Annotated in this window: 25 protein-coding genes, 1 other RNA gene and 1 pseudogene; 16 read left to right on the top strand and 11 right to left on the bottom strand. The window is 53.8% G+C overall.

Features of this window, described 5'->3' with window-relative positions:
* The first annotated feature begins 19 nt into the window (after positions 1–19).
* The 5 genes from lon (at position 20) to RT340_RS11420 (ending at position 5,938) form a co-directional block, all read left to right on the top strand.
* Entirely contained in the window at positions 20–2,374 is a 2,355-nt protein-coding gene (gene lon / locus RT340_RS11440) for an endopeptidase La (RefSeq protein ID WP_313376061.1), read from the top strand.
* 213 nt (positions 2,375–2,587) lie between these two features.
* On the top strand, positions 2,588–2,860 hold the full coding sequence (hupB, locus tag RT340_RS11435) for a nucleoid-associated protein HU-beta (protein WP_034828113.1): 273 nt from the start codon (positions 2,588–2,590) through the stop codon (positions 2,858–2,860).
* A gap of 237 nt (positions 2,861–3,097) precedes the next feature.
* Positions 3,098–4,966 carry a peptidylprolyl isomerase gene (gene ppiD / locus RT340_RS11430; protein ID WP_160832689.1) on the top strand — a complete coding sequence of 623 codons (1,869 nt, stop codon included), beginning with the start codon at positions 3,098–3,100 and terminating at the stop codon, positions 4,964–4,966.
* A gap of 139 nt (positions 4,967–5,105) precedes the next feature.
* Positions 5,106–5,429: a helix-hairpin-helix domain-containing protein gene (locus RT340_RS11425; RefSeq protein WP_313376058.1), complete on the top strand. Its 324-nt coding sequence runs from the start codon at positions 5,106–5,108 to the stop codon at positions 5,427–5,429.
* A gap of 101 nt (positions 5,430–5,530) precedes the next feature.
* Positions 5,531–5,938 (top strand): acyl-CoA thioesterase, encoded by a 408-nt coding sequence (locus tag RT340_RS11420; protein WP_058962233.1) that lies wholly within the window; start codon positions 5,531–5,533, stop codon positions 5,936–5,938.
* Between the two features lie 236 nt (positions 5,939–6,174).
* On the opposite strand, the gene queC is transcribed toward RT340_RS11420, so the two are convergent.
* The gene (gene queC, locus RT340_RS11415; RefSeq protein ID WP_058962234.1) at positions 6,175–6,870 is read right to left on the bottom strand and encodes a 7-cyano-7-deazaguanine synthase QueC; all 696 of its coding nucleotides are present in this window, start codon (positions 6,868–6,870) and stop codon (positions 6,175–6,177) included.
* A gap of 26 nt (positions 6,871–6,896) precedes the next feature.
* Entirely contained in the window at positions 6,897–8,612 is a 1,716-nt protein-coding gene (locus RT340_RS11410) for an SgrR family transcriptional regulator (RefSeq protein WP_313376055.1), read from the bottom strand.
* A 93-nt stretch (positions 8,613–8,705) separates the two neighbouring features.
* Here RT340_RS11410 and cof point away from each other — a divergent pair, with 93 nt between their 5' ends.
* A complete protein-coding gene (gene cof / locus RT340_RS11405) occupies positions 8,706–9,527 on the top strand; it encodes an HMP-PP phosphatase (protein ID WP_313376052.1) in 822 nt (273 codons plus the stop codon).
* A 153-nt stretch (positions 9,528–9,680) separates the two neighbouring features.
* Here cof and RT340_RS11400 read toward each other — a convergent pair whose 3' ends face one another.
* Positions 9,681–10,721, bottom strand: a complete 1,041-nt coding sequence (locus tag RT340_RS11400) for a PLP-dependent cysteine synthase family protein (RefSeq protein ID WP_160867929.1) — start codon at positions 10,719–10,721, stop codon at positions 9,681–9,683.
* Between the two features lie 115 nt (positions 10,722–10,836).
* Here RT340_RS11400 and RT340_RS11395 point away from each other — a divergent pair, with 115 nt between their 5' ends.
* From RT340_RS11395 to amtB, 5 genes and pseudogenes are all read left to right on the top strand, one after another.
* Entirely contained in the window at positions 10,837–11,298 is a 462-nt protein-coding gene (locus RT340_RS11395) for an Lrp/AsnC family transcriptional regulator (RefSeq protein ID WP_034828126.1), read from the top strand.
* A gap of 24 nt (positions 11,299–11,322) precedes the next feature.
* Entirely contained in the window at positions 11,323–13,092 is a 1,770-nt protein-coding gene (locus RT340_RS11390) for a SmdA family multidrug ABC transporter permease/ATP-binding protein (protein WP_211728044.1), read from the top strand.
* Positions 13,085–14,860: pseudogene (locus RT340_RS11385) on the top strand (SmdB family multidrug efflux ABC transporter permease/ATP-binding protein). Before RT340_RS11390 ends, RT340_RS11385 begins: the two are co-directional and overlap by 8 nt.
* Positions 14,861–15,119: 259 nt before the next feature.
* On the top strand, positions 15,120–15,458 hold the full coding sequence (gene glnK / locus RT340_RS11380; RefSeq protein ID WP_007886947.1) for a P-II family nitrogen regulator: 339 nt from the start codon (positions 15,120–15,122) through the stop codon (positions 15,456–15,458).
* A 33-nt stretch (positions 15,459–15,491) separates the two neighbouring features.
* On the top strand, positions 15,492–16,781 hold the full coding sequence (gene amtB / locus RT340_RS11375; protein ID WP_038648536.1) for an ammonium transporter AmtB: 1,290 nt from the start codon (positions 15,492–15,494) through the stop codon (positions 16,779–16,781).
* Between the two features lie 71 nt (positions 16,782–16,852).
* Here amtB and tesB read toward each other — a convergent pair whose 3' ends face one another.
* On the bottom strand, positions 16,853–17,716 hold the full coding sequence (tesB, locus tag RT340_RS11370; RefSeq protein ID WP_034828133.1) for an acyl-CoA thioesterase II: 864 nt from the start codon (positions 17,714–17,716) through the stop codon (positions 16,853–16,855).
* A gap of 204 nt (positions 17,717–17,920) precedes the next feature.
* On the opposite strand from tesB, the gene RT340_RS11365 reads away from it, so the two are divergent.
* A complete protein-coding gene (locus RT340_RS11365; protein WP_034828134.1) occupies positions 17,921–18,478 on the top strand; it encodes a YbaY family lipoprotein in 558 nt (185 codons plus the stop codon).
* 393 nt (positions 18,479–18,871) lie between these two features.
* Here the strand turns inward: RT340_RS11365 and RT340_RS11360 are convergent, their stop codons facing one another.
* Positions 18,872–19,183 (bottom strand): MGMT family protein, encoded by a 312-nt coding sequence (locus RT340_RS11360; protein ID WP_097117484.1) that lies wholly within the window; start codon positions 19,181–19,183, stop codon positions 18,872–18,874.
* 176 nt (positions 19,184–19,359) lie between these two features.
* Between RT340_RS11360 and ffs the strand changes: the two genes are divergently transcribed.
* Positions 19,360–19,456, top strand: an RNA gene (ffs, locus tag RT340_RS11355) — signal recognition particle sRNA small type.
* A gap of 128 nt (positions 19,457–19,584) precedes the next feature.
* On the opposite strand, the gene RT340_RS11350 is transcribed toward ffs, so the two are convergent.
* From RT340_RS11350 to RT340_RS11340, 3 genes are all read right to left on the bottom strand, one after another.
* Positions 19,585–19,803: an HHA domain-containing protein gene (locus RT340_RS11350; protein WP_034828137.1), complete on the bottom strand. Its 219-nt coding sequence runs from the start codon at positions 19,801–19,803 to the stop codon at positions 19,585–19,587.
* Between the two features lie 24 nt (positions 19,804–19,827).
* Entirely contained in the window at positions 19,828–20,205 is a 378-nt protein-coding gene (tomB, locus tag RT340_RS11345) for an Hha toxicity modulator TomB (RefSeq protein WP_034828139.1), read from the bottom strand.
* A gap of 146 nt (positions 20,206–20,351) precedes the next feature.
* Positions 20,352–20,705, bottom strand: a complete 354-nt coding sequence (locus RT340_RS11340; protein ID WP_211728048.1) for a hypothetical protein — start codon at positions 20,703–20,705, stop codon at positions 20,352–20,354.
* Between the two features lie 342 nt (positions 20,706–21,047).
* On the opposite strand from RT340_RS11340, the gene RT340_RS11335 reads away from it, so the two are divergent.
* The 3 genes from RT340_RS11335 to RT340_RS11325 are packed head-to-tail and all read left to right on the top strand — an operon-like array spanning position 21,048 to position 23,440.
* Positions 21,048–21,704 carry a metal ABC transporter ATP-binding protein gene (locus RT340_RS11335; protein ID WP_034828143.1) on the top strand — a complete coding sequence of 219 codons (657 nt, stop codon included), beginning with the start codon at positions 21,048–21,050 and terminating at the stop codon, positions 21,702–21,704.
* Positions 21,701–22,540, top strand: coding sequence for a metal ABC transporter permease (locus RT340_RS11330; protein WP_097117482.1), 840 nt, complete (start codon positions 21,701–21,703; stop codon positions 22,538–22,540). The genes RT340_RS11335 and RT340_RS11330 overlap by 4 nt, the downstream gene beginning before the upstream one ends.
* Positions 22,541–22,561: 21 nt before the next feature.
* Entirely contained in the window at positions 22,562–23,440 is an 879-nt protein-coding gene (locus RT340_RS11325) for a metal ABC transporter substrate-binding protein (protein WP_058962373.1), read from the top strand.
* 44 nt (positions 23,441–23,484) lie between these two features.
* Here the strand turns inward: RT340_RS11325 and ykgO are convergent, their stop codons facing one another.
* The 3 genes from ykgO to RT340_RS11310 all read right to left on the bottom strand — a co-directional run.
* The gene (gene ykgO / locus RT340_RS11320) at positions 23,485–23,625 is read right to left on the bottom strand and encodes a type B 50S ribosomal protein L36 (RefSeq protein ID WP_008103894.1); all 141 of its coding nucleotides are present in this window, start codon (positions 23,623–23,625) and stop codon (positions 23,485–23,487) included.
* Between the two features lie 14 nt (positions 23,626–23,639).
* A complete protein-coding gene (locus RT340_RS11315) occupies positions 23,640–23,897 on the bottom strand; it encodes a type B 50S ribosomal protein L31 (RefSeq protein ID WP_034828149.1) in 258 nt (85 codons plus the stop codon).
* Between the two features lie 159 nt (positions 23,898–24,056).
* Positions 24,057–25,291: efflux RND transporter permease subunit (locus RT340_RS11310; RefSeq protein WP_313376040.1), on the bottom strand; the 1,235-nt coding region annotated here is incomplete at its 5' end.

Here is a 25,291-nt window from a genome sequence, read left to right as displayed (position 1 = left end):
TAAACTAAGAGAGAGCTCTATGAATCCTGAGCGTTCTGAACGCATTGAAATCCCCGTGTTGCCTTTGCGCGACGTGGTGGTTTATCCGCACATGGTAATTCCGTTGTTTGTTGGTCGGGAAAAATCGATTCGTTGCCTCGAAGCCGCAATGGATCATGACAAGAAGATCATGCTGGTTGCCCAGAAAGAGGCTTCAACGGATGAACCTGGTATTAACGATCTCTTCTCTGTAGGGACCGTCGCTTCCGTATTGCAGATGCTCAAGCTGCCCGATGGCACGGTGAAAGTGCTGGTTGAAGGCTTGCAGCGTGCGCACATCACCACACTGGCTGATAATGGCGACCATTTTGTTGCCCAGGCCGAATACCTGATCTCGCCAGAAATTGAAGAGCGTGAGCAGGAAGTGCTGGTGCGTACGGCGATTAATCAGTTTGAAGGCTACATCAAACTGAATAAAAAAATTCCTCCTGAGGTTTTGACCTCACTGAACAGCATCGACGATGCGGCGCGTCTCGCCGACACCGTGGCAGCGCATATGCCGCTGAAGCTGGCTGATAAGCAGTCAGTGCTGGAAATGTCCGACATCAATGAACGTCTTGAATATCTGATGGCGATGATGGAATCGGAAATCGATCTGCTGCAGGTTGAGAAGCGCATTCGCAATCGCGTGAAAAAGCAGATGGAGAAAAGCCAGCGTGAGTACTATCTGAATGAGCAAATGAAAGCCATTCAGAAAGAGCTGGGCGAAATGGATGATGCGCCGGACGAATACGAAGCGCTGAAACGTAAAATTGAAGCGGCAAAAATGCCGACTGAAGCGCGCGAAAAAGCCGAAGCAGAACTGCAGAAGCTGAAAATGATGTCGCCGATGTCTGCAGAAGCCACCGTGGTACGCGGTTATATCGACTGGATGGTTCAGGTTCCGTGGGTCGCGCGCAGCAAAGTGAAAAAAGACCTGCTGAAGGCGCAGGAAACGCTGGATACCGATCATTACGGTCTGGAACGCGTGAAAGACCGCATTCTTGAGTATCTTGCGGTGCAGAGTCGCGTTAGCAAAATTAAGGGCCCAATTCTGTGCCTCGTCGGACCGCCAGGCGTGGGTAAAACCTCGCTGGGTCAGTCGATCGCGAAAGCCACCGGCCGTAAATATGTGCGTATGGCGTTGGGCGGTGTACGTGATGAAGCGGAAATCCGTGGGCATCGCCGTACTTACATCGGTTCTATGCCGGGCAAACTGATCCAGAAAATGGCGAAAGTTGGCGTGAAGAACCCGCTGTTCCTGCTGGATGAGATCGATAAGATGTCGTCCGATATGCGTGGCGATCCGGCTTCGGCACTGCTGGAAGTGCTGGATCCAGAGCAGAACATTGCGTTCAACGATCACTATCTGGAAGTGGATTACGATCTCTCCGATGTGATGTTTGTGGCGACCTCCAACTCCATGAACATCCCGGCACCGCTGCTGGATCGTATGGAAGTGATTCGTCTCTCGGGTTATACCGAAGATGAAAAACTGAATATCGCCAAACAGCACTTACTGCCGAAACAGATTGAGCGTAATGCACTGAAAGAAAAAGAGATCAGTGTTGACGATAGCGCCATCATCGGCATTATTCGTTACTACACCCGTGAAGCGGGCGTGCGTAGTCTGGAACGTGAACTCTCCAAGCTGTGCCGTAAAGCAGTAAAAACGCTGCTGATGGACAAAAGTAAGAAGAGCATCAAGATTAATGGTGAAAACCTTCACGACTTCCTGGGCGTGCAGCGCTTTGATTATGGTCGAGCGGACACTGAAAACCGCGTAGGTCAGGTCACCGGTCTGGCATGGACGGAAGTGGGGGGCGATTTGCTGACCATTGAAACCGCCTGTGTACCGGGTAAAGGCAAACTGACTTACACCGGCTCACTGGGTGAAGTGATGCAGGAGTCTATCCAGGCTGCGCTGACAGTGGTTCGCGCACGTGCAGAGAAGCTCGGCATCAACGGGGATTTCCATGAGAAACGTGACATCCACGTGCACGTGCCGGAAGGGGCAACGCCGAAAGATGGTCCAAGTGCTGGTATAGCCATGTGTACGGCGCTGGTTTCTTGTCTGACCGGGAATCCGGTGCGCGCTGGTGTGGCGATGACAGGTGAGATCACTCTGCGCGGTCAGGTGCTGCCAATTGGTGGTCTGAAAGAGAAGCTGCTGGCCGCGCATCGCGGTGGCATCAAAACCGTGTTAATCCCGGATGAAAATAAGCGCGATCTGGAAGAGATTCCACAGAACGTGATTGCCGATCTGACCATCCATCCTGTGAAGCGTATTGAAGAAGTGCTGAACCTGGCACTGGAAAATGCGCCTTACGGCATGCAGGTTGCGACGGCAAAATAGTGATTAACGGCAAAAACCGTTAAAAAGCGAAGCTGGCAGGCCAAATGGTGCTTGCCAGCTTTTTTTTGTGCCGCTAATTTAGGGGGCTGTTGAATCAACGATTAAGATGAATACCGTTGTTTCAGCTCCACAGGCTTGATATAACTGGCTGCGCGTTCGCACCGGGCGGGAAGCGCGGGTGCGATGTGAATAATAAAAGAGGGGATGAATAGAGTGAATAAGTCACAGTTGATCGACAAAATTGCTGCAGACGCTGACATTTCTAAAGCAGCAGCGGGACGTGTGTTAGATGCATTCATGGGCTCCGTTTCTGACGCGCTGAAAGGCGGTGATGAAGTGGCACTGGTTGGTTTCGGTACCTTCTCTGTACGTGAGCGTGCTGCTCGTACAGGCCGTAACCCGCAAACCGGTAAAGAGATCACCATCCCGGCTGGTAAAGTTCCGGGCTTCCGTGCAGGTAAAGCACTGAAAGACTCAGTCAATTAATGACCGCTGACACATCCATTGAAGCATTTTCTTCTATGGATTGAGGACGAAAAAGCCGTTCTCATGTAACATACGGGCACATCATTTTTGATGTGCCTTTTTTATTCTTGATGCGCGGCGATGGCCACAGGCTATTGTCTCCGCATGGTTGCCAACTGCCAGCCTGAACAGCAGTTGCACGATGATGACATCGTGTCAGAGCTTTACATTCACACTACAGCGGAGTGTTGTCATACCATGATGGACAATTTACGCGCGGCGTCGAATCATGTCGTGCTCAAGATCATTCTGGGATTGATCATCCTGTCTTTCGTACTGACCGGGGTGGGCAACTACCTGATCGGCGGTGGCAGCGATTATGCCGCCAAAGTTAATGGCCATGAAATTAGCCGTGCAGAGCTTGAGCAGGGCTTTAACAACGAGCGTAATCGTCAGCAGCAGATGCTGGGCGATCAATTCTCGCAGCTGGCCAGCAACGAAGGTTACATGCAGCAGATGCGTCAGCAGGCGCTGTCTCAGCTGATTGATCAGGCGTTGCTTGATCAATACATCAAAGATCTGAAGATTGGCATTAGCGATGATCAGATCAAGCAGGCGATCTTCAATCAAAAAGCTTTCCAGACTAACGGCAAGTTTGATAACGCGAAATATAACGGCTTAATCACTCAGATGGGCTTTACGCCGGATCAGTACGCGGCGGCGCTGCGTAAGCAGTTGGCCACTCAGCAGTTGATCAATGCGATCGCTAATACCGATTTCATGCTGAAAGGTGAAACCAGCAAGCTGGTAGACCTGGTCTCGCAGCAGCGTGAAATTCGTCAGGCGGTGATTGATGTTAACGCGCTGGCAGCGAAACAAACGGCCAGTGATGATGAGATCAATCAGTATTACCAGCAGCATCAGAACAGCTTCATGGCACCTGAGCAGTTCCGCGTCAGCTACATCAAAATGGATGCTGCCAGCATGCAGGAAACCGTGAGCGAAGCGGACATTCAGAGTTGGTTCGATCAACACAAAGCTGACTACTCACAGCCGCAGCGCAATCGCTACAGCGTGATTCAGACCAAAACTGAAGCGGATGCCAATGCCGTTCTGGAAGCGCTGAAGAAGGGTGAAGACTTCGCTACGCTGGCAAAAAGCAAATCCATTGACCCAATTTCGGCACGCAAAGGCGGCGATATGGGTTGGCTGGAGCCGGGTACCACGCCGGATGAGCTGAAAAATGCCAACCTGACGCAGAAAGGCCAACTGTCTGGCGTGATCAAATCTTCAGTCGGTTTCCTGGTGGTACGTCTGGATGATATCCAGGCCGAGCAGATTAAGCCGCTGGCTGAGATCCATGACGCCGTTGCTGACAAGGTGAAGCAGGAAAAAGCAGTCGACGCCTTTTACAAGCTGCAGCAGAAAGTCAGTGAAGCGGCCAGCAATGACAACGAGTCGTTGGCGGGTGCGGCACAGGCTTCCGGTCTGAAAGTCACGGAAACCGGCTGGATCACGCGTGATAATGTTCCGGCTGAACTCGATTTCGATCAGGTCAAGCAGGCGATCTTCAACGGTGGACTGGTGGGCCAAAACGGTGCGCCGGGTAATAACTCTGACATCATCAGCGTCGATGGCGATCGTGCATTCGTGCTGCGCATCAGTGAGCACAAGCCTGAAGCCGTGAAACCGCTGGACCAGGTGAAAGCGCAGATTGCCGACACGCTGAAGCATGACAAAGCCACACAGCAGGCTAAAGCGCAGGCCGATAAGCTGCTGGTTGATCTGAAAGCCGGTAAAGAAGATGCGCTGAAAGCGGCAGGCTTGACCCTGAGCGCCAGCAAATCCTTTGATCGTAATGCACAGGATCCGGTTGCGCAGTCTGCCTTTAACTTGCCACAACCCGCGGACAACAAACCGTCCTGGGGCGTGAGCGAAGATATGCAGGGCAACGTGGTGCTGGTCGCACTGGATAAAGTCAGCCCGGGTAATATGCCGCAGGCGCAGATTGATGAGATGGTGAAAGGCGTGACGCAGAATAACGCACAGATTGCGTTTGAAGCGCTGCTGGAAAACCTGCGCAAAGACGCGAAAATCAAATACGGCGCGGCTGCACAAAACCAGTAAGCCTCACAAAAAATGTGAATCCGCTGCAACACTCAAAGGCCGCTTCTGCGGCCTTTTCCATTTCTGGAATTGCCCTTTTGAGCCTGAAAACACGCTGTGACACTCTGCTGTGGCTGTCAAACACAAGGAGAAACACAGCATGGTGAAATCAACTTTTCGCGATCTATGTATCACGCTGGCGCTGGGTGGCGCACTCTATACCACCGGACTGTCCGCGGCCGAAAGCCCCAGCGAAACGCAGGCGACGCAAGTATCCTCGCCGCAAGAGGGACAGGTCAGCATCAATCAAGCCAGCGCTGAACAGCTCGCAGCCGCAATGAATGGCATCGGCCTGAAGAAAGCTCAGGCGATTGTCAGTTACCGCGAGCAATATGGTCCGTTTACCGCCATCGAGCAGCTTAAGGAAATACCGGGTATCGGCAATGCGCTGGTCGAACGTAACAGCGATCGCCTGAAACTGTGAGGCGGGTCGCGACTTTGAAGGATTGATAAAGCACCCAATCAGACTGTGCTATGCTCAACAGGTCATACCAGTTGGCATTCACAGTCTGAACAGGAGTAACAATGCAAACCACAATCAAAGTACGCGGCTATCATCTGGACGTTTATCAGCATGTGAACAACGCACGTTATCTCGAGTTTCTGGAAGAGGCGCGCTGGCAATGGCTGGAGGATGTCGATGCTTTTCACTGGCTGATGGATCAGAAGCTGGCGTTTGTGGTGGTCAATATCAATATTAACTATCGTCGTCCGGCGGTGCTGGGCGACGTATTACATATTGAGAGCGAAGTGTCACAGTTGAATGGCAAAAGCGGCATTATTTCGCAGCGCGTGCTGCTGGCGGGTGATAACACCGTGGTGGCAGACGCCGCGTTAACTTTCGTCTGCATCGATTTGCGTACGCAAAAAGCGGTACCGATGGAAGGGGAGCTGCGCGACCGTTTGTCGGCATTGATGGTTGAAAGCCATTAACAGCGGAGCGAGCTGGCGTCAGAAACGCCAGCCAGCTAAACCGCTTAATAAGTTCCAGCCAGCGAAGCCGCTTAATAAGTTCCAGCTAGTTAAGTAGCCCAATGAGTTGCAGCGAACGAAGACGCTCAAACAGTTCCTGCTAGCGAAGCAGCTCAATTATTTCCTGCTAGCGAATCAGCTAAACCCTCCCAACCAGCCAGGCCGCGCAATCACTGCGAGCCTCCGATTTAGCGCAATCAGTTAAGGCCGCTTTTTTGTTTCATCGCTGCCATGACGGCTGAAGCATTAGCCTGATAATCCGCCAACCCGCGCGCGCGCAGATGGCAAGCCGCGCATTCACCACAGCCATCGCCTTTCACACCGTTATAACAGGTCAGGGTTTCCGCCCGCACCAGTGGCAACTGTTGCCAGTAATCGGCCAGCGCCCAGGTTTCCGCTTTATTCAGCCACATCAGTGGCGTTTCGAAGCGAACGTTGCGCGCCATACCGAGACTCACGGCATTGTTGAGCGCTTTAACGAACTCATCGCGGCAATCAGGGTAGCCGGAGAAATCTGTTTCGCAGACACCGGTAATCACCGCCTCGGCTTCCACCTGATAGGCGTAGATAGAGGCTAAGGTCAGGAACAGAATATTGCGGCCCGGCACAAAAGTGCTCGGCAACCCGCTGGCGTCAGGATCGTAAGTGGGCACTGGAATGTTATCGCGCGTCAGGCTGCTGACTGCCAGCTCATTGAGCAGCGTTACATCCAATACTTTGTGTGCACGCGCACCCAGTTTGTGCGCCAGTTCTGCCGCGACTTCAATCTCTTCGCGATGGCGCTGACCATAATCGAAGGTGACACAGTGCACTTCATCATACTGCTGCAGTGCCTGAATCAAGCAGGTGGTGGAATCTTGTCCGCCACTGAATACGACAACGGCTCGTTTCATCTCAATTTCCCCAAAAATCAGTGCGTCTATGGTACTGGCTCGGGCGCGGGCTGAACAGTCCCTGCGGTTGCGGGCGGTGGGATCCAGGCGCGGGTGAAATCAAACCAGCCCAATGTATTGAGCTGGATGCCTTCAACGCCGGGCGGGGCAAACACCTGATAGCGATAGTTAAACAGCGGCAACAGATGTCCGTCACCCATCAGCTGCTGGAACAATTGCTGTGTTAATGCCGCGCGTTGCTCTGGGTCGGGCTGATGGGCGATAGCGATGAGTGGCGCTTGTAGTACCGGGGCACGTAAGGGAGTCCATACGGGATCGTTCTCCAGCCAGTTCACCAGGGTAAACAGCGGCGCATCGCCAATTAACCGGTCACCCATCACCACATCGGCATCGCTCAGGTCGATATCGTCACGCCAGTTTTTCACATCATGAAAAACGCAGGTTAATTTGCAGCCCTGATGGGCCAGCAAAGGCACCAGCGCCTGCGCCATCACATGCAGTTCGATAGGAAGATGGTAGTGCAGTGTGAGTTTTTCGGGCAGCTTGACGGTGGTCATCCCGGCAGAGGGAACGGGCCAACCGGGCAGCAACTCCTTGCTCGCGGTGATCAAGCCTTCATCCAACGGTAACTGCTGAATCACGCCACTGTGTTGTATTAATGCAATCAGTGTTGTTGCCTGAGCAGCAGTGAAACTGGCGGAAATGCGCGGTGCCAGATAACAGAAGCCGAGGCTGATGCTGTGATCGACCGGGCGCAATGCGTCCAGCTCGTCAGGATCACCAATGGCGATTTGCACCGGGTGGCGACAGCTGGTGCCGAGACCATGGGCAAACAGCTGTGGAGTAATCCAGTATTCCACCAGCTGAATCAGCGATCGTTGCAGATGCCAGCGGGCATGACTTTCCAGGCGAACCAGCTCATCAGTGAAATGGGTCAGCTTCCAGGGGCCACTGCCTATATCCACTGCATCAGGATGTGGCAGCAGGCAGTATTGATGTGCCAGACGCTGCGGCAGCCAGTAGTCGCTCTGACGCAATTGAATACGCAGAGCCAGCGGATGTGGCGCCTCGATGCGTTCGATAGAGGCCAGCAGGCGGCTGCCGCGCACGGTTTGCATAATCTGCTGTAACTGAGCAACCAGCTGCGCAGCTTGAATTGGCTCATCGTTGTGCCAGCTGAGCTGAGGTCGTAACCAGAAATACCAGTCACAGCCGCTGCCATCATGTTGCCAGTGATGCGCAAGATCACCTTCTACATCGTCGCCATTAAAGCGCGTCAGGCCAGAGAAAATTTGCCGCACCAGGTGCTGCTCAGCCCTTCCGGTCAGACGCAGCGGCCGCAGCGGCTCCATCGCGCGATAATAGGGAATACGCAGTACCGGTGCCTGATTCTGCCATTGGCCGCCCATCAGCGGTCGCAGCATTTTCACCAGCCGCTCAGGATGAAGATCCAATACTTGCAACGCTTGTATCGCTTCGCCTGCTTCCAGTTGCTGGGTTAGCAGCTGTTGGCGAAGTTGTTCAGGTGAGATCAGAAATGTCAGTTCGCCTTGTTTTCCGCGGCCGGATTCGCCGCGCCAGTGCAGCCAGCCTGCATCCTGCCACTGGCGTAATAAGGTACGTACGTGGCGCTCACTGCAAAAACAGTGTTGGGCCATGGCAGCAACACTCAAACGCAGAGGCTCGCCCTGGCTGAGTTGCCACAGGCGCTGAAATTGATTAACCCGATGAAGTTGGCGCATGGCTAAACCCGGAACAGTTTCCTGAAAGTATTCACTATTAGTTCCGTAATTACCAGGCGATAGTAGATTCCTCACTCAGACAGGAGACATTGCATGGCTCGCCTCGCGGCATTTGATATGGATGGCACGTTGTTACTGCCGACGCATCGGTTAGGGAATCAAACCATCGACACCCTGCATGCCTTGCATCAGCGCGATATCACCATTGCCTTTGCCACGGGCCGCCATCTGATGGATGTGCAGGTGGTACGTGAACAGCTCACCCTGCCGGCCTGGTTGATCACCGGTAATGGCACACGCATTCACGATCTGGAGGGTCAGCAGCTGTTTGGCTGTGATCTGTCCTCTTCTGTAGCCGAAGAGGTGATCCACACGCATTGGCAAACGCCGGCATCGATTCATATCTTCAACGATGAGGGCTGGTTCACCGATAAACCGTTGCTGGGAGCATTGGAAGCACACGTGATGAGCGGCTTCCATTATCAGCTGCGCGATTTGCGTCAGATGTCGGCGCATGAGGTGACCAAAATTTGCTTTATTGCGCCGCATGAGATGCTGCAGGCGTTAAAAGTAGAGTTGCAGCAAGCCCTGGGTGAGCGCGCCAATATCTGTTTTTCCGCATGGGATTGTCTGGAAGTTCTGCCGCTGGACTGCCACAAAGGCGCGGCGCTGGCGCATCTGTGCCAGCATCTGTCGCTATCAATGGCGGATTGTATGGCGTTTGGTGATGCGATGAATGATCGCGAAATGCTGGAGCGCGTTGGCAGCGGGTTCATCATGGGCAACGCCATGCATCAATTGAAATCGTCGCTGCCGCATTTGCCGATTATTGGACATTGCGAGACACAGGCGGTGTCTCATTACTTAAATCACTGGATGAGCACACCACACCTCGATTATTCCCCCGAATGCTGAGGCTTACAGTGAACCGGACAGGATGTCCGGTTTTTTATTGCATACCCGTCATACTTCGAATTGCAGGTGCGTTGGCTGCACTCGTTTACCCGAATCACTTACTCCAGTAAGCTCATCGGGATGCTCTCGTTTGCCGCCTTCCTGCAATTCGAATTATTTAGGGTAAAGCTCACGCAGCCACGGCTGAATATCCCCGATATGCTGCGCGACCCACTCCGGGTTGTAATAGGTGTCCGGATAACGCTCACCACTGTCGCACAGTAGTGTCACCAGCGAACCTTGCTCGCCATTTTCCCGCATGCGTTTCGCCACCTGCAGCATGCCCCAGAAGTTGGTGCCGGTTGAAGCGCCAGGGCGACGACCCAGAATTTTCTCCAGATGAAGCATCGCAGCCACTGTCGCGCCATCGGGTACTTTGATCATTTCGTCGATCACATCCGGTAAAAACGACGGCTCCACGCGCGGACGTCCGATGCCTTCAATCATGCTGCCGCGATCGCTGCGCAGCGCGCTGTCACGACTATGCCAGAAATCAAAGAACACGGAGTGCTGCGGATCCACCACCAGCAGACGCGTATCGTGCCCCTGATAACGGATATAGCGGCCCAGTGTGGCCGAAGTCCCGCCGGTTCCCGCGCTCATCACCACGGTATGCGGCACCGGGAAAGGCTCATGCGCCATCTGACGGAAAATACTTTCTGCGATGTTGTTGTTGCCGCGCCAGTCAGTCGCGCGCTCGGCATAGGTGAACTGATCCATAAAATGACCGTTGAGTTCACGCGCCAGACGTTCCGATTCGCTATACAGCTGACAAGGATCGGCAACGAAATGGCACTCGCCGCCGTAAAAACGGATCATTTCAATTTTGCGTTTCGCCGTACTGGCGGGCATCACGGCAATAAATGGCAGACCCAACAAACGCGCAAAATAGGCTTCTGACACCGCCGTGCTACCGGATGACGCCTCAATGATAGGCGTATTTTCGCGGATCCAGCCATTGGCCAACCCATACAGGAACAGCGACCGCGCCAGGCGATGCTTCAGGCTGCCACTCGGATGGGTGCTTTCATCTTTGAGGTAAAAGCGGATGCCCGGAAAATCCTCCAGCGCAAAGCGAATAAGATGCGTATCCGCAGAGCGTTGAAAATCGGCGTTAATTTCATTGATGGCGTGGCGAACCCAGGGCGTTTGCATGTGACGAATCCGTAATCATTATTGTGCACAGTGTAAGGCACTGGCAGGAAAATAAGGTTGCTTTAATCCGGGTATAATGCCCGAATAAGAGAAAATTTTTCTCCCGGAGCGCCGAATGCTAGATAAAACTGACCGCACTTTGCTGGCGATACTGCAACAGGATTGCACGTTATCACTGCAGGCCTTGGCGGATGCGGTGAATCTCACTACCACGCCGTGCTGGAAACGCCTGAAAAAGCTGGAAGATGATGGCATTATTCGTGCGCGCGTGGCTTTGCTGGATGGGGAGAAGATGGGCCTTTCTCTCACCGCTTTCATGTTTGTCAAAACACAACAGCACAGCAGCGACTGGTTTCAGCAATTTGTTGCCGTGGTACAGCAGATGCCTGAAGTGATGGCATTCTATCGCATGGCCGGAGAGTACGATTATCTGCTGCGCATCCAGGTGGCCGATATGAAAAGTTACGATGCATTTTATAAACGTCTGGTGAATGGCGTGCCAGGCCTGATTGATGTGACCTCCAGTTTCGCCATGGAAGAGATTAAATACACCACCGCGTTGCCGGTAGCGCCCTGAACGGGCACAGAAAGAGAGCGTCTTGTGCGATTATTCAGCCAATTAAGTTGGTATTTCCTGCGCGAGTGGCGGCGATATCTGGGTGCCGTCAGCTTGCTGATTGTAATTGCGTTATTGCAACTGCTGCCGCCGCATGTGGTCGGCGTGATTGTTGATGGCGTGACGCAACACACTTTAAGCAGCGGCAAAATTTTCATGTGGATCGGCGTGATGCTGGTGACGGCAGTCATCGTCTATCTGCTGCGCTATGTCTGGCGCGTGCTGCTGTTCGGTGCGTCCTACCAGCTCGCGGTTGAACTACGCGAAGATTTCTATCGCCAGCTGAGTCGCCAGCATCCGGCGTTCTACTTGCGCCATCGCACTGGTGATTTGATTGCACGCGCCACCAATGATGTGGATCGCGTGGTGTTTGCCGCCGGTGAGGGCGTCCTGACGCTGGTGGATTCGCTGGTGATGGGCTTAGTGGTGCTGGTAGTGATGAGCGTGCAAATCAGCTGGGAATTGACGCTGCTGGCGCTGATCCCGATGCCGCTGATGGCGATTGCCATTCAGAAAGATGGTTCGCGTCTGCACCAGCGCTTTAAAGTGGCGCAGGCCGCCTTCTCCAGCCTGAACGATCAAACGCAGGAGAGCCTCACCAGCATCCGCATGATCAAAGCGTTTGGTCTGGAAGATCATCAATCCCAGCAGTTTGCAGACATTGCCCGCGATACGGGTAAAAAGAACCTGCATGTAGCGCGGGTTGATGCACGCTTTGATCCCATCATCTATATCGCCGTGGGTTTCTCTAACCTGTTGGCGATTGCCGGTGGTGGCTGGATGGTGTGGCACGGTAGTTTGACGCTGGGTCAGCTCACCAGCTTCGTTATGTATCTCGGGCTGATGATTTGGCCGATGCTGGCGCTGGCATGGATGATCAATATCGTTGAACGCGGGAGCGCGGCATGGAGTCGCATTCGCGCGCTGTTGGCGGAAGCGCCGGCGGTGGAGGATGGGCAGAAAGTCCTGCCCGCCGACGCCGGAGATTTACAGGTCGCCATTCGTGAATTCCATTATCCCGCCAACGCAGGCGCGGCGCTGAGCCATGTTAATTTTCAACTGAAACCGGGGCAAATGTTGGGGCTGTGCGGTCCAACCGGCTGTGGTAAAAGCACGCTGTTGAGTCTGATTCAACGTCATTTCGACATCGACCAGGGTGACATTCGCTACCATAACCTGCCGCTCACGCAGCTGCGACTTGATAGCTGGCGCAGTCGGCTGGCGGTGGTGAGCCAGACGCCATTTTTGTTCTCCGATACCGTGGCCAATAACCTGGCACTGGGGCGTCCGAATGCGTCTCAGGAAGAAATTGAGCGTGTGGCGCGCATGGCCTGTGTACACGATGACATTCTGCGTCTGCCGCAGGGCTATGACACCGAAGTGGGTGAGCGCGGTGTGATGCTTTCCGGCGGTCAAAAACAGCGTATAGCCATTGCCCGCGCGCTGTTGCTGAATGCGGAAATCCTGATCCTCGACGATGCACTATCCGCGGTGGACGGTCGCACAGAGCATGAAATCCTGCACAACCTGCGGCAGTGGGGCAAAGGCCGCACATTGATCATCAGTGCGCATCGTTTATCGGCGTTGACCGAGGCCAGTGAAATTCTGGTGCTGCAACAAGGTGCGGTGACTCAGCGCGGCGATCATGACAGCCTGCTAGCGAAAGAGGGATGGTATCGCGATATGTACCGCTATCAGCAACTCGAAGCGGCGCTGGATGAAGACGAAGCCACAGAGGAGGCGAATCATGGCTAAATCGCAACGTTTGTGGCCAACCCTGAAACGCCTGCTGTCATACGGCAAACCCTGGCGCAAATCGCTGTGGCTGGCGGTTGGCATGCTCTGGATTGCGGCGGCGGCAGAAGTCACCGGTCCGGTGCTGGTGAGCTACTTCATTGATAATCTGGTGGCGAAACACCAGATGCCTTGGGGCATCGCCATCGGGCTGCTGGTGTGCTTTATTTTGCTGCAACTGCTGGCTGCGGGTTTGCACTATTTCCAGGCGCTGCTGTTTAATCGCGCGGCGATTGGTGTGGTGCAGCAGTTGCGCGTGGACGTGATGAACGCGGCACTGCGTCAGCCGCTTAGCGCCTTTGATACCCAGCCGGTGGGGCAGATTATCTCGCGCGTCACCAACGATACTGAAGTGATTAAAGATCTCTACGTCACGGTGGTAGCCACCGTGCTGCGCAGTGCGGCACTGATTGGCGCAATGCTGGTGGCGATGTTCTCGCTCGACTGGCGCATGGCGCTGGTGGCGATTGTCATCTTCCCGCTGGTACTCACGGTGATGCTGATTTATCAGCGTTACAGCACGCCGATTGCACGTCGTGTGCGTAGCTATCTGGCGGATATCAATAATGGTTTCAATGAAGTGATCAACGGCATGAGCGTGATCCAGCAGTTTCGCCAGCAGGCGCGCTTTGGTGAACGCATGGGCGAGGCCAGCCGCTCACACTATCTGGCGCGCATGGAAACTCTGCGACTGGACGGTTTCTTGTTGCGTCCGCTGTTGAGTCTGTTTTCGGCGATGATCCTCTGTGGGCTGCTGATGCTGTTCAGCTTTGCCACGCCCGGGGTGTTTGAGGTCGGCGTGCTGTACGCCTTTATCACCTATCTGGGACGCCTGAATGAACCGTTGATAGAGCTCACCACGCAGCAATCGATGCTGCAACAGGCGGTGGTTTCCGGCGAGCGTATTTTTGAACTGATGGATGCCACACAGCAGGGCTACGGTGGCGATAACCAGCCGTTGGCTTCTGGGCGCATTGCCTTGCACGATGTCAGTTTTGCCTACCGCGATGATCGGGATGTGCTGAGCCACATTAGTCTGTAGGTTCCGGTGCGTGGGTTTGTGGCGCTGGTGGGGCATACAGGCAGTGGCAAAAGTACGCTGGCGAATTTACTGATGGGATATTACCCGGTGACACGCGGTAGCATCGAGCTGGATGGTCGTCCCTTACCGCAGTTGTCGCATGAAGCGTTGCGGCAAAGCGTCGCGATGGTGCAGCAAGATCCGGTGGTGCTGGCAGATACCTTGTTAGCCAACGTGCGGCTCGGGCGTGATATCCCGGAAGAGCAGGTGTGGCAGGCACTGGAAAAGGTGCAGCTCGCGCCGCTGGCTCGCTCGATGTCGGAGGGCATCCACACGCGATTGGGCGAGCAGGGCAACAATTTGTCGGTCGGGCAAAAACAGTTACTGGCGCTGGCGCGGGTGCTGGTTTCGCTGCCACAGATTTTGATTCTTGACGAAGCGACCGCCAATATCGATTCCGGCACCGAGCAGGCGATTCAGCATGCGCTGCGTGCACTACGCCAGCACAGCACACTGGTGGTGATTGCACACCGCCTTTCTACCATCACCGAAGCGGATCAGATTCTGGTATTGCACCGTGGTAAGGTTGCCGAGCGTGGCACGCATGCACAGTTGCTGGCTCAACAGGGTCGTTACTGGCAGATGTATCAGCTACAGCAGGCGGGTGATGAACTCGCGGCGAGCATCCCCGCACAAGCAGAAGGGTGAATTGCACCTTTTTTGCGCAGATTTATCGGATTGTTCTGTATTGATGCACTCCTTTGAGGCTGAAAGCACCAAAGGGGTGCAATATTGCAACACCTTTCTTTTGTCCTGTTTCCAAACTGAGCCACCCATCACATAACGAAGCGCGATACAGCGCGTCCAGGCCACTGACTGCTCACCTTTTTTCATTTATGGCACAGCGTTTGCTTATATCTCCTCGTGTCCGCGAGACTCACTCAATTTATTATCTGGAGGGGAACGTATGAAGCTGGTTACCGTGGTAATCAAACCATTTAAGCTGGAGGACGTGCGTGAAGCTTTATCCTCCATTGGCATTCAGGGACTGACTGTTACCGAAGTGAAGGGGTTTGGTCGCCAGAAAGGTCACGCAGAGCTTTATCGCGGTGCCGAGTACAGCGTGAACTTCCTGCCAAAAGTTAAAATTGATATCGCGATTGCGGACGATCAACTCGATGAAGTGGTGGATGTCATCAGCAAAGCCGCTTACACCGGCAAAATTGGCGACGGCAAAATCTTCGTCGCAGAACTGCAGCGCGTTATTCGTATTCGTACCGGCGAGACCGACGAAGCAGCACTGTAACTGGGGCTCTGAATTGTGATGGGATGGAAAGAAATGAATAAAATGATGACTAAGTTGGGCCTCACCAGCCTGGCACTGTTACCGTCTCTGGCCATGGCGGCAGCACCTGCCGTTGCGGACAAAGCGGATAACGCCTTTATGATGATCTGTACCGCTCTGGTACTGTTTATGACGATTCCGGGCATCGCCCTGTTTTACGGCGGTTTGATTCGCGGTAAAAACGTCCTGTCGATGCTGACCCAGGTTGCCGTGACCTTCGCATTAGTCTGCGTGCTGTGGGTGATTTACGGTTATTCACTGGCCTTCAGCGAGGGCAACGCCTTCTTCGGTAACTTCCAGTGGGCGATGCTGAAAAATATCGAGCTGAAAGCAGTGATGGGCAGCTTCTATCAGTATATTCACGTCGCGTTCCAGGCTTCCTTCGCCTGTATCACCGTGGGCCTGATTGTGGGCGCGATTGCTGAACGTATTCGCTTCTCAGCAGTACTGATTTTTGTGGTGGTCTGGTTGACGCTCTCTTATCTGCCAATCGCACACATGGTGTGGGCTGGCGGTCTGCTGGCGCAAGACGGCGCGCTGGACTTCGCTGGCGGTACCGTTGTTCATATCAACGCAGCCGTTGCGGGTCTGGTGGGTGCTTATCTGGTGGGCAAACGTGCTGGCTTCGGTAAAGAAGCGTTCAAGCCGCACAACCTGCCAATGGTCTTCACCGGTACTGCGATTCTGTATGTGGGCTGGTTCGGTTTCAACGCCGGTTCTGCTTCTTCAGCTAACGAAATCGCAGCATTGGCTTTCCTGAATACTGTTGTGGCGACTGCAGGTGCGGTGCTGTCATGGGTGTTCGGTGAGTGGGCAATGCGTGGCAAACCTTCTCTGCTGGGTGCGTGTTCTGGCTTTATCGCCGGTTTGGTTGCTATCACCCCGGCTTGTGGTTATGTCGGTGTCGGCGGTGCGCTGATTATCGGTCTGGCCGGTGGTCTGGCAGGTATCTGGGGTGTGACCACCCTGAAGAAATGGCTGCGTGTGGATGACCCGTGTGATGTGTTCGGTGTGCACGGCGTGTGCGGTATCCTGGGTTGTATTCTGACCGGTGTGTTCGCCTCCTCTTCACTGGGCGGCGTGGGCTACGCAGAAGGCGTGACCATGGGCCATCAGGTTTGGGTTCAGCTGTTCAGCTGCGGCGTGACCATTGTCTGGTCAGGTGTTGTCGCCTTCATCGGCTTCAAACTGGCGGATATGATCGTTGGCCTGCGTGTTCCAGAAGATCAGGAACGTGAAGGTCTGGATGTGAACAGCCACGGCGAGAACGCTTACAACCAGTAAGAAATGAGCGGTAGAAGAGCAGTGCGCTAAAATTATAAAAAGACGAGGGGGCGATAATATCGCCCCTTTTTTTATGCGTCGCGTTGGCGCATGACGCCTTCCTGAACGGTGGTTGCGACCAGTGTCCCATCCTGCGTGTAGAACTCCCCACGTACAAACCCACGTGCACCTGAAGCTGAGGTGCTCACTACGCTGTATAGCAACCACTCTGAGAGGTCGAACGGGCGGTGGAACCACATGGAGTGGTCAATCGTCGCAACCTGCATGTCAGGTTCCAAAAAGCCTTTACCGTGCGGTTGGAGCGCCACGGGCAGGAAGTTGAGATCCGAGGCGTAACCCAGCAGGTATTGATGAATGCGGCGATCGTCCGGCAGCTTACCGTTGGCACGAATCCACACCTGGCGCATCGGCTCATCAACACGGCCCTTGAGCGGGTTATGGATTTGCACCGGCCGGATATCCAGTGGACGTTCAGCGAGAAACTTTTCTTTGAGTTTGAGCGGCAAATGGGCTGCCAGTTTTTGTGCCAGATCCTGCTCCGAGGGGAGGTTATCCGGCCCCGGTACTTGAGGCATAGTGTTCTGGTGCTCAAATCCGCTTTCGGGTGCCTGGAATGAGGCTGTCATGTAGAAAATGGGGTGACCATTTTGCACCGCGCTGACACGACGCGCGCTGAAGCTTTTGCCATCGCGCAGGGTTTCGACATCGTAAATGATGGCTTTTTCGCTATCACCAGGACGCAGGAAGTAGCTGTGGAACGAGTGGATGATGCGCTCTTCCGGCACGGTTTGTTTTGCTGCGTATAACGCCTGACCGACGACCTGGCCGCCAAACACCTGGCGCAGGCCGAGATCTTCACTTTGGCCGCGAAATAGGCCTTCTTCGAGTTTTTCGAGATCGAGTAAATTAAGCAGGTTTTGCAGTGCCTGGCTCATAGCAGATTCCTCTGAGGGGCAAGCGCGTCAGTGTGAAAGATCCGACCAGTTTCCGTCAATGATTTTGCCGTGATTTCAGCGAGCTGGCAGTGCTTTTGGGCGCAATCCGGTTTTTTGTGCCAGAATTAAGGGCATTCGGCGGTTGAAAAGCTACCCAACAATTTGTCCGCCGACAATCATAGTGTTCATAAGGAGACGACATCGATGAAACTCTGGCATGTTATTAGCGGTGTGACGCTGGCGGCAGCATTGGCTGGCTGTGCCGATCACAGTAAGCCGGTAGCCACCCCAACGCTGGGCTCCGCCGTTGCGGGGCAGCAGGCTGCGATTACGCAGCCTAATGTTAGTGGTTCGGTGTACATTCGTCAGCGCATTGCGTTGCCGCCGGATGCGGTGCTGACCGTTACGCTGTCTGACGCTTCACTGGCCGATGCACCATCTAAAGTGCTGGCGCAGCATGTGGTGCGCACCGAAGGGAAACAGGCGCCATTCCAGTTTGTTCTGCCGTTTAACCCGGCCGATATTCAGCCGAATGCGCGGATTCTGTTGAGTGCGGCTATCGCTATTGATGGCAAACTGGCGTTCATTACCGATACTGTGAAGCCGGTGATCAATCAGGGCGGTACGAAAGCGGAACTGCTGTTGGTACCTGTGACCAATATGGCGATGCAGACCACGCCAGGCGCTGCGACAACGGTGCCGTCAACGTCGCCAACGCAGGTGGTGCCTTCTGCTTCGGTGCCTGCGCCGACGAGTATGTGATAAAAGCAGGGGCGGGGAGTTTACGCTTAAAAACAGGGCGGGGGAGTGTGCGGGTAGGCAACACTGTTGCGTAAAGTCGCTGTCTCGTCCCTGATCGCTCGGCACACGCCATCCCTGGCGTGTGACGCTTTACTCCGCAGTGTTGCCTACCCGCACCTCAGCATGGGTGCGAATTTGTGGAATGACATCGGCGGATTGTTCCAGATTGCTCGTCGCTTTCATCTTTTTTGGCGGGGATGTTTTACTTCACAGTGTTGACTGCCCGTACCTCAGCATGGGCGCGAATTTGTGGAGTGGCATCGGCGGATTGTCCCAGATTGCTCGTTACTTTCATCTTTGGCGGGGAAGCTTTCCTGCACAGTGTTGCCCGCCCGTACTTCAGCATGGCTGCGCTTAGTACTCCCAGCGATACTTCTCTAATTCAATCTCACCGGCATCACTGACTTCGATGCCTTCGGCTTCCAGCGCATCGCGCTGGCGGAAGAGATCATCGCCCTGCAGAGAAATGCGGCCATGGCGATTGATGACGCGGAACCACGGTAATTTGCTGCCCTCGGGTAAGCGACGTAATACGCCGCCGACTTGTCGGGCTGCGCGCGGTGAACCGGCAAGCAGGGCGATATCGCCGTAAGTGGTGACTTTGCCTCTGGGGATCGCGGCAATGATTTGCCAGACGCGCTCGGAGAAATTGCTTGTGTCATTCATACACGCACCGGATTCAGCGAATAAAGGGAGACTTTAACATGCCGGGAGGGCGAGAATCAGGGTTTTACTGGCGAACTGTTCAAGAAAACAACGGTCACCCGGCCTGCGCTTGCAATTGCCAGGGGGTTACTTGATAATGCCTGCGCTTTCGAAAGAGAGCTCGTCAATGGGGGCCCTGTTGGTTCTCCCGCAACGCTAACTTGTGAACTCGGTCAGGTCCGGAAGGAAGCAGCCGCAGCAGGCGACGCGTGTGCCGGGATGTAGCTGGCAGGGCCTCCACCATTTCTACTCCCCGAAAAAATCCTCAAGAAATCAGTACACAGCGAAACGCTGGCACTCCTTTGCCTGTGAATCATTCCCTGAAGGGAAAAGATGGCGTAACGAACAGCGGGTAAAAATAGTTAGCGGACGAACTTCCAGACAGAAACCGGTACTTTGTCGTAAAGCTTATTCATCGTCAGTTCAGCGAGACGATGGTCGGCCGCAGAATAAAATACCGCGAGTTCGTTGTCAGATAATTCGTACTTGTTTTTTTCAATCACCCGTTCAAGGGTGTCAATTGAGCGACAACGACGCAGTCGCATCAAATAGTCTGTTTTGGTTAAGGCTTGGTTGCTCATAAATAAACCGGTCTCACTCTGATGCTAAAAGGAATGGCTGGGTTGTTGGAGAAAAGCGCACTCTTCGGCAAACAGATTAAATAAGCGTCTTGCTGAACGTTGCCACCGTTGAAGATCCTGAGTATTGATTCCATAACTGCTAAACAGCATAAAGGTATCGTCAAGATATTCATCGATTTGCGTAATCAGCGCTTCATCTTCAACGTGCTTAATTTTGTAATTCATCGTGAAAGACGCGATATGCTCAATCAAATCGTTGAGCTGTAAATTGCTTTCCGCAGTAGGGTCATTCACCCAGCCGTGATGGCTGTCAGTCAGTGTCGCCATACTTTCGTCAAACAGGTTCTCACACAGGAATTTAAGCTGGGCAATATCATGCCGTTTTGGTGAGTATTCGTCCATCTTTTTCCCCTCCAGAGCTTGCACAGTGACCGCAGCGCGGCGAGATTTGGAAAAGCTATCAGGAAGCGATCACGAATATTAAGAATTCAGCGACTTTTTAAATATAATCCACATTCATTAGCTTTGCTCACCTCGATTACTAAATATTACAATTCGTCGGCTGGCGAGGGGCGGGTATTGTCTATCACTGAAAACACCAGTGCGCCCGGTACTATCTGGAACAAAATCTCTTCATGCTGGGTAGATGTTTCGTTTAAATCCAGGCAAGGATTAAATAAATCCCACTTAAAATCGTAAAGCATTTTAAATCGATTGTTATCGTGCGGTTGAATGGAAATAATCTTAAAACTGTCGGGAACTAATTGCGCGTTTTGAGAATACCACTGTAAATCACCTGCCAGGGCTTCGGCTATTTTGAGAATATTCCCCTGGATAATAGCCTGCAACTTCTCGCAATCGTCCTCATCCACAGCAATATCACAATGAATAATAGACTGCATTTCGCTTCCGGTAAAAAAGGAGGATGAATCTATCATTGGGGTTCTGGCCAAATATTGCAAGTTAACTCTGTGCAGAATACGTAATCGTTGCGATGGGATTTATCGCTCAATCGATTCAGATCCAGTGATAGCCACAGAGTAAGCGCCAAATGGTTAACTTTTGAAACACTTTCTCTCGGGTATCGCGCGGGGAAAATCAGGTAGTATAATTGTTATGTTATAACGTTTTGGGTCTCCCTCCATGAATCACAGTGGTTTACTCCTCTCACTTAGCGGCCGCCTGCTGGTCGCGCTGCTGCTTATCGGGTTCCTGGCGCTGGCTATCTATTGGGGAATGCAGAAATGATGCATTTCAACCGCTTGCAGGGCGGCTATCAGGGACAAGCGGTGACGCCGATAGTTACCGGAGAACTGGCGGCAGGCAGCATGACGGCATTAATCGGCGCGAACGGCACCGGAAAATCCACGCTACTGAAAACCATCGCCGGTCTGTTGCCGCCGATTGCAGGGACTTGCGAATTAAAAATTTCGCCTAAGGCGCTTGGCTGGTTACCGCAGCGTAGTGAGTTAGAAACCCGTTTCCCGCTTACCGTTTATGAGCTGGTTGCGATGGGATGCTGGCCGCGCTGCGGCTGGTTTGGTGGCATCAATCGTGCGATGCGACAGGAGATCGATGCCGCACTGGATGCCGTGCAGATGCGTGATTTCGCCGATGCGCAGCCTTCAATGCTTTCCGGCGGTCAGTTGCAACGGGTGCTGTTTGCGCGCCTGATGCTGCAGCAAAGTAAAGTCTGGCTGCTGGATGAACCCTTTAATGGCATCGATACGCAAACCGTCACGCTGTTGATGTCAATCCTCGAGCAGCAGCAGCAGGCGGGCACCACCTTATTAGTCGTGTTGCACGATCGACCACTGGTCGCGCGTTACTTCAAAGATGTGTTGTCACTTGATGATGCTGACTCCGCTCAAACTCCACTGCTGCGCAGGGTGGCTTCGTGACATTGATTCAACCGTTTATCGAATTTGGTTTTATGCGCCGTGCATTAGTGGCTTGTGTGGCATTAGCGCTGAGCGCCACGCCGCTGGGTGTATTCCTTTCACTGCGCCGTATGAGTCTGGTGGGCGATGCGCTCTCCCACGCGGTGCTACCTGGCGCGGCGATTGGCTATCTGGTTTCCGGCTTATCGCTGGTGGCGATGGGCATCGGCGGGTTGATTGCGGGGTTAGCCGTTGCGCTGCTTTCTGGTGCCGTCAGTCGGTACACCCCCTTAAAAGAGGACGCCAGTTTCTCTGGCTTTTATCTCGGCTCGCTGGCGCTGGGCGTGACGCTGGTGTCATTGCGTGGATCGAGCGTCGATCTGCTGCACGTGCTGTTCGGTTCACTGCTGGCCGTCGATAACGCGGCCATCCTGCTGGTGGGCGGCATTGCGGCGTTCACTTTAATGATGCTGGCAGTGATTTTTCGTCCGCTGGTGATCGATGCGTTCGATCCGGATTTCCTGCGTGCGCAAGGCAAGTGGAGCGCGCCGATCGTGCACGGCATTTTCCTGATGTTGGTGGTGCTGAATCTGGTTGCGGGTTTTCAGGTGCTCGGCACGTTGATGTCGGTGGGATTGATGATGTTACCGGCGACCAGCGCGCGTTTCTGGAGTCGCCATCTCGCCTGCATGCTCGGCATCGCCATGCTGCTGGCGATGATCGCCGCGCTGGTAGGTTTAATTCTTTCCTGGCACTTCTCACTGCCAGCCGGACCTGCGGTGGTGCTGAGTGCGGCCGTACTGTTTTTGCTTTCTGTTTTAACAGGACCGTGTGGCGGCCTGCTGCGCCGTCGATAACTATACAATTAGGGGATACGAATGAAGAAGTTACCGTTGAGTCTGGCGATTGGCGCCATGTTGATTAGCCCACTGACCATGGCGAAAACCGTGGATGTGGTAGCGAGTTTCACCGTGCTGGCGGATATCGTTAAGCAGGTGGGCGGCGATCACGTTAACGTGAAGTCGCTGGTGCAGCCTAACGGCGATCCTCATACCTTCGAACCAACGCCACAGGATAGCCAGGCATTGGCTAAAGCCAATGTGGTATTTGTGAGTGGTTTGGGGATGGAAGGGTGGATGGATCGCCTGATCAGCGCCTCCGGGTATAAAGGCACGATTGTGGTCGCCTCCAACGGCGTCAACACACGAAAAATGGAAGAAGACGGCAAAACCGTGACTGACCCACACGCGTGGAATAGCATGCACAATGGCGTGATTTATGCCACCAACGTGATGAATGCGCTGATTAAAGCCGACCCGGAAGATGCGGCGGATATCCGCAAGAGCGGTGAAAGCTACATTCAGCAGTTGGAAAAACTGGATAGCTGGGCAAAAACGGAGTTTGCTGCAGTGCCGAAAAGCAAGCGTAAAGTGCTGACCAGCCATGATGCCTTTGGTTACTTTGGCCAGCGTTACGGTGTGAGTTTCCTGGCGCCAGTCGGTTTCTCCACGGAAGCCGAAGCCAGTGCCAGCGATGTGGCATCGATTATCAAGCAGCTGAAGGCTGAGCACATCAAGACTTACTTCATGGAGAATCAGACCGATCCGCGTTTGGTGAAACAGATTGCCAGCGAAACCGGCGCACAGCCAGGTGGTGAACTCTATCCTGAAGCGTTGTCCGAGGCGAACGGTCCTGCTGCGACCTATGTTGCTGCATTCAAGCACAACGTCGATATCATGTTGCAGAGCATGAAGTAAAAAAAAGGCCGGGGAGCATCCCGGCCAATTATCACGACACTTTCCTACCTTTTCTTTTTTCTTCCCTGAACCGCCTTAAAGCGCGGATTTGTTTTGCAGATCACGTAAATGCGACCTTTACGACGCACGACTTTGCAATCTTTGTGACGGGTCTTGGCAGACCGTAATGAACTTAAAACCTGCATGCGTTAACTCCTGATTAATTGCCGCGCGTCAGGAAGCTGCCGAAACGCTTGTTGAAGCGTGCGGCGCTGCCTTCTTTGGTGAGATCTTTTTGCTTGCCGGTGTAGTGGACGTGGGATTTAGACGAGACATCCAGCGTCACGTATGGCAGCACTTCACCTTCGAACTCAATGGTGCGTTCGGTTTTAATGGTGGAACCGATTTTGAAATACTCATCGACAGAGGTGTCGTGGAACACCACGGGACGGTAATGAGGATGGATATTGGCTTTCATAACTGCACTCTCATGTAATGTTATAATATAACAATAGTATGAACCTGCTGAGAATTGATTGCAACCGCGATCGCAGTAAGGGTATTGAACGGTCGGGTGAAGGGCGGTGTTCAGGCAATAAAAAAGGCCGCTTGCGCGGCCTTTTCAATAGGTGACAACTTAGTGTTTGTGCTCGACCGGATGGCCTTGCTCAATCTCCGCTTTGTTTTTACCAAAGCGGCGACGTACCACCACGAAGAACACCGGTACGAAGAAGATTGCCAACGCGGTTGCGGTTACCATGCCGCCCATTACGCCAGTACCTACGGCGTTCTGTGCGCCGGAACCGGCACCGGTACTGATGGCCAGCGGCAGAACACCGAGGATAAAGGCCAGTGAGGTCATCAGAATTGGACGCAGACGCATACGTGCTGCTTCCAGTGTTGATTCCACCAAACCTTTCCCTTCCTTCTCCATCAAATCCTTGGCGAATTCAACGATCAGGATGGCGTTCTTCGCCGACAAGCCAATGGTTGTCAGCAGTCCCACCACGAAGTAGACGTCGTTACTGAGTCCGCGCAGGGTGGTGAAGATCAATGCACCGACCACACCCAGCGGCACCACCAGCATCACCGAGAACGGAATCGACCAGCTCTCATACAATGCCGCCAGACACAGGAACACCACAATCAGCGAGATGGCGTACAGGGCAGGGGCCTGGTTACCGGACAGACGTTCCTGGTAAGACATACCGGTCCAGTCATAGCCGATACCCGCAGGCAGTTTGCCCGCCAGCTCTTCCATCAGGTTCATAGCATCGCCGGAGCTCTTGCCTGGTGCAGCCTGACCCAGAATCTCCATCGACGGTAAGCCGTTGTAACGTTCCAGACGTGGTGAACCGTACTGCCACTTCGCCGAAGAGAAGGCTGAGAACGGAACCATAGTGCCGGAGCTGTTACGCACACACCATTTGCTGATGTCATCTGGCAACATACGCGAGTCAGCCTGGCCCATGACGTACACTTTCTTCACACGACCACGGTCGATGAAGTCATTGACGTACGAACCACCCCAGCCCGCGCCCAGCGTGGTGTTGATGTCAGACAGCGACACACCCAACGCCTGCGCTTTTTCCTGATCGATGATCAGTTTGTACTGTGGCGTATCTTCCATACCGTTTGGACGCACGCCCACCAGCGTATCCGGATGCTGGGCAATCATGCCAAACAGCTGGTTACGCGCGGCGGTTAACTTCTCGTGACCCAGGTTACCCTGGTCCGTCAGCATGAAGTCGAAGCCGGTGGCGTTACCCAGCTCGATAATTGCTGGCAGGTTGAACGGGAAGACCATCGCATCTTTGATCTGACCCAACGCCTGCATGGCGCGTCCGGCAATCGCTGGCACTTTCAGGCTGG

Source organism: Pantoea sp. CTOTU50773 (genome assembly GCF_032082325.1).
GTDB lineage: Bacteria > Pseudomonadota > Gammaproteobacteria > Enterobacterales > Enterobacteriaceae > Pantoea > Pantoea communis.
Note: the sequence above shows the minus strand (reverse complement) of the source record. Positions and strands in the feature narration are given on the sequence as shown.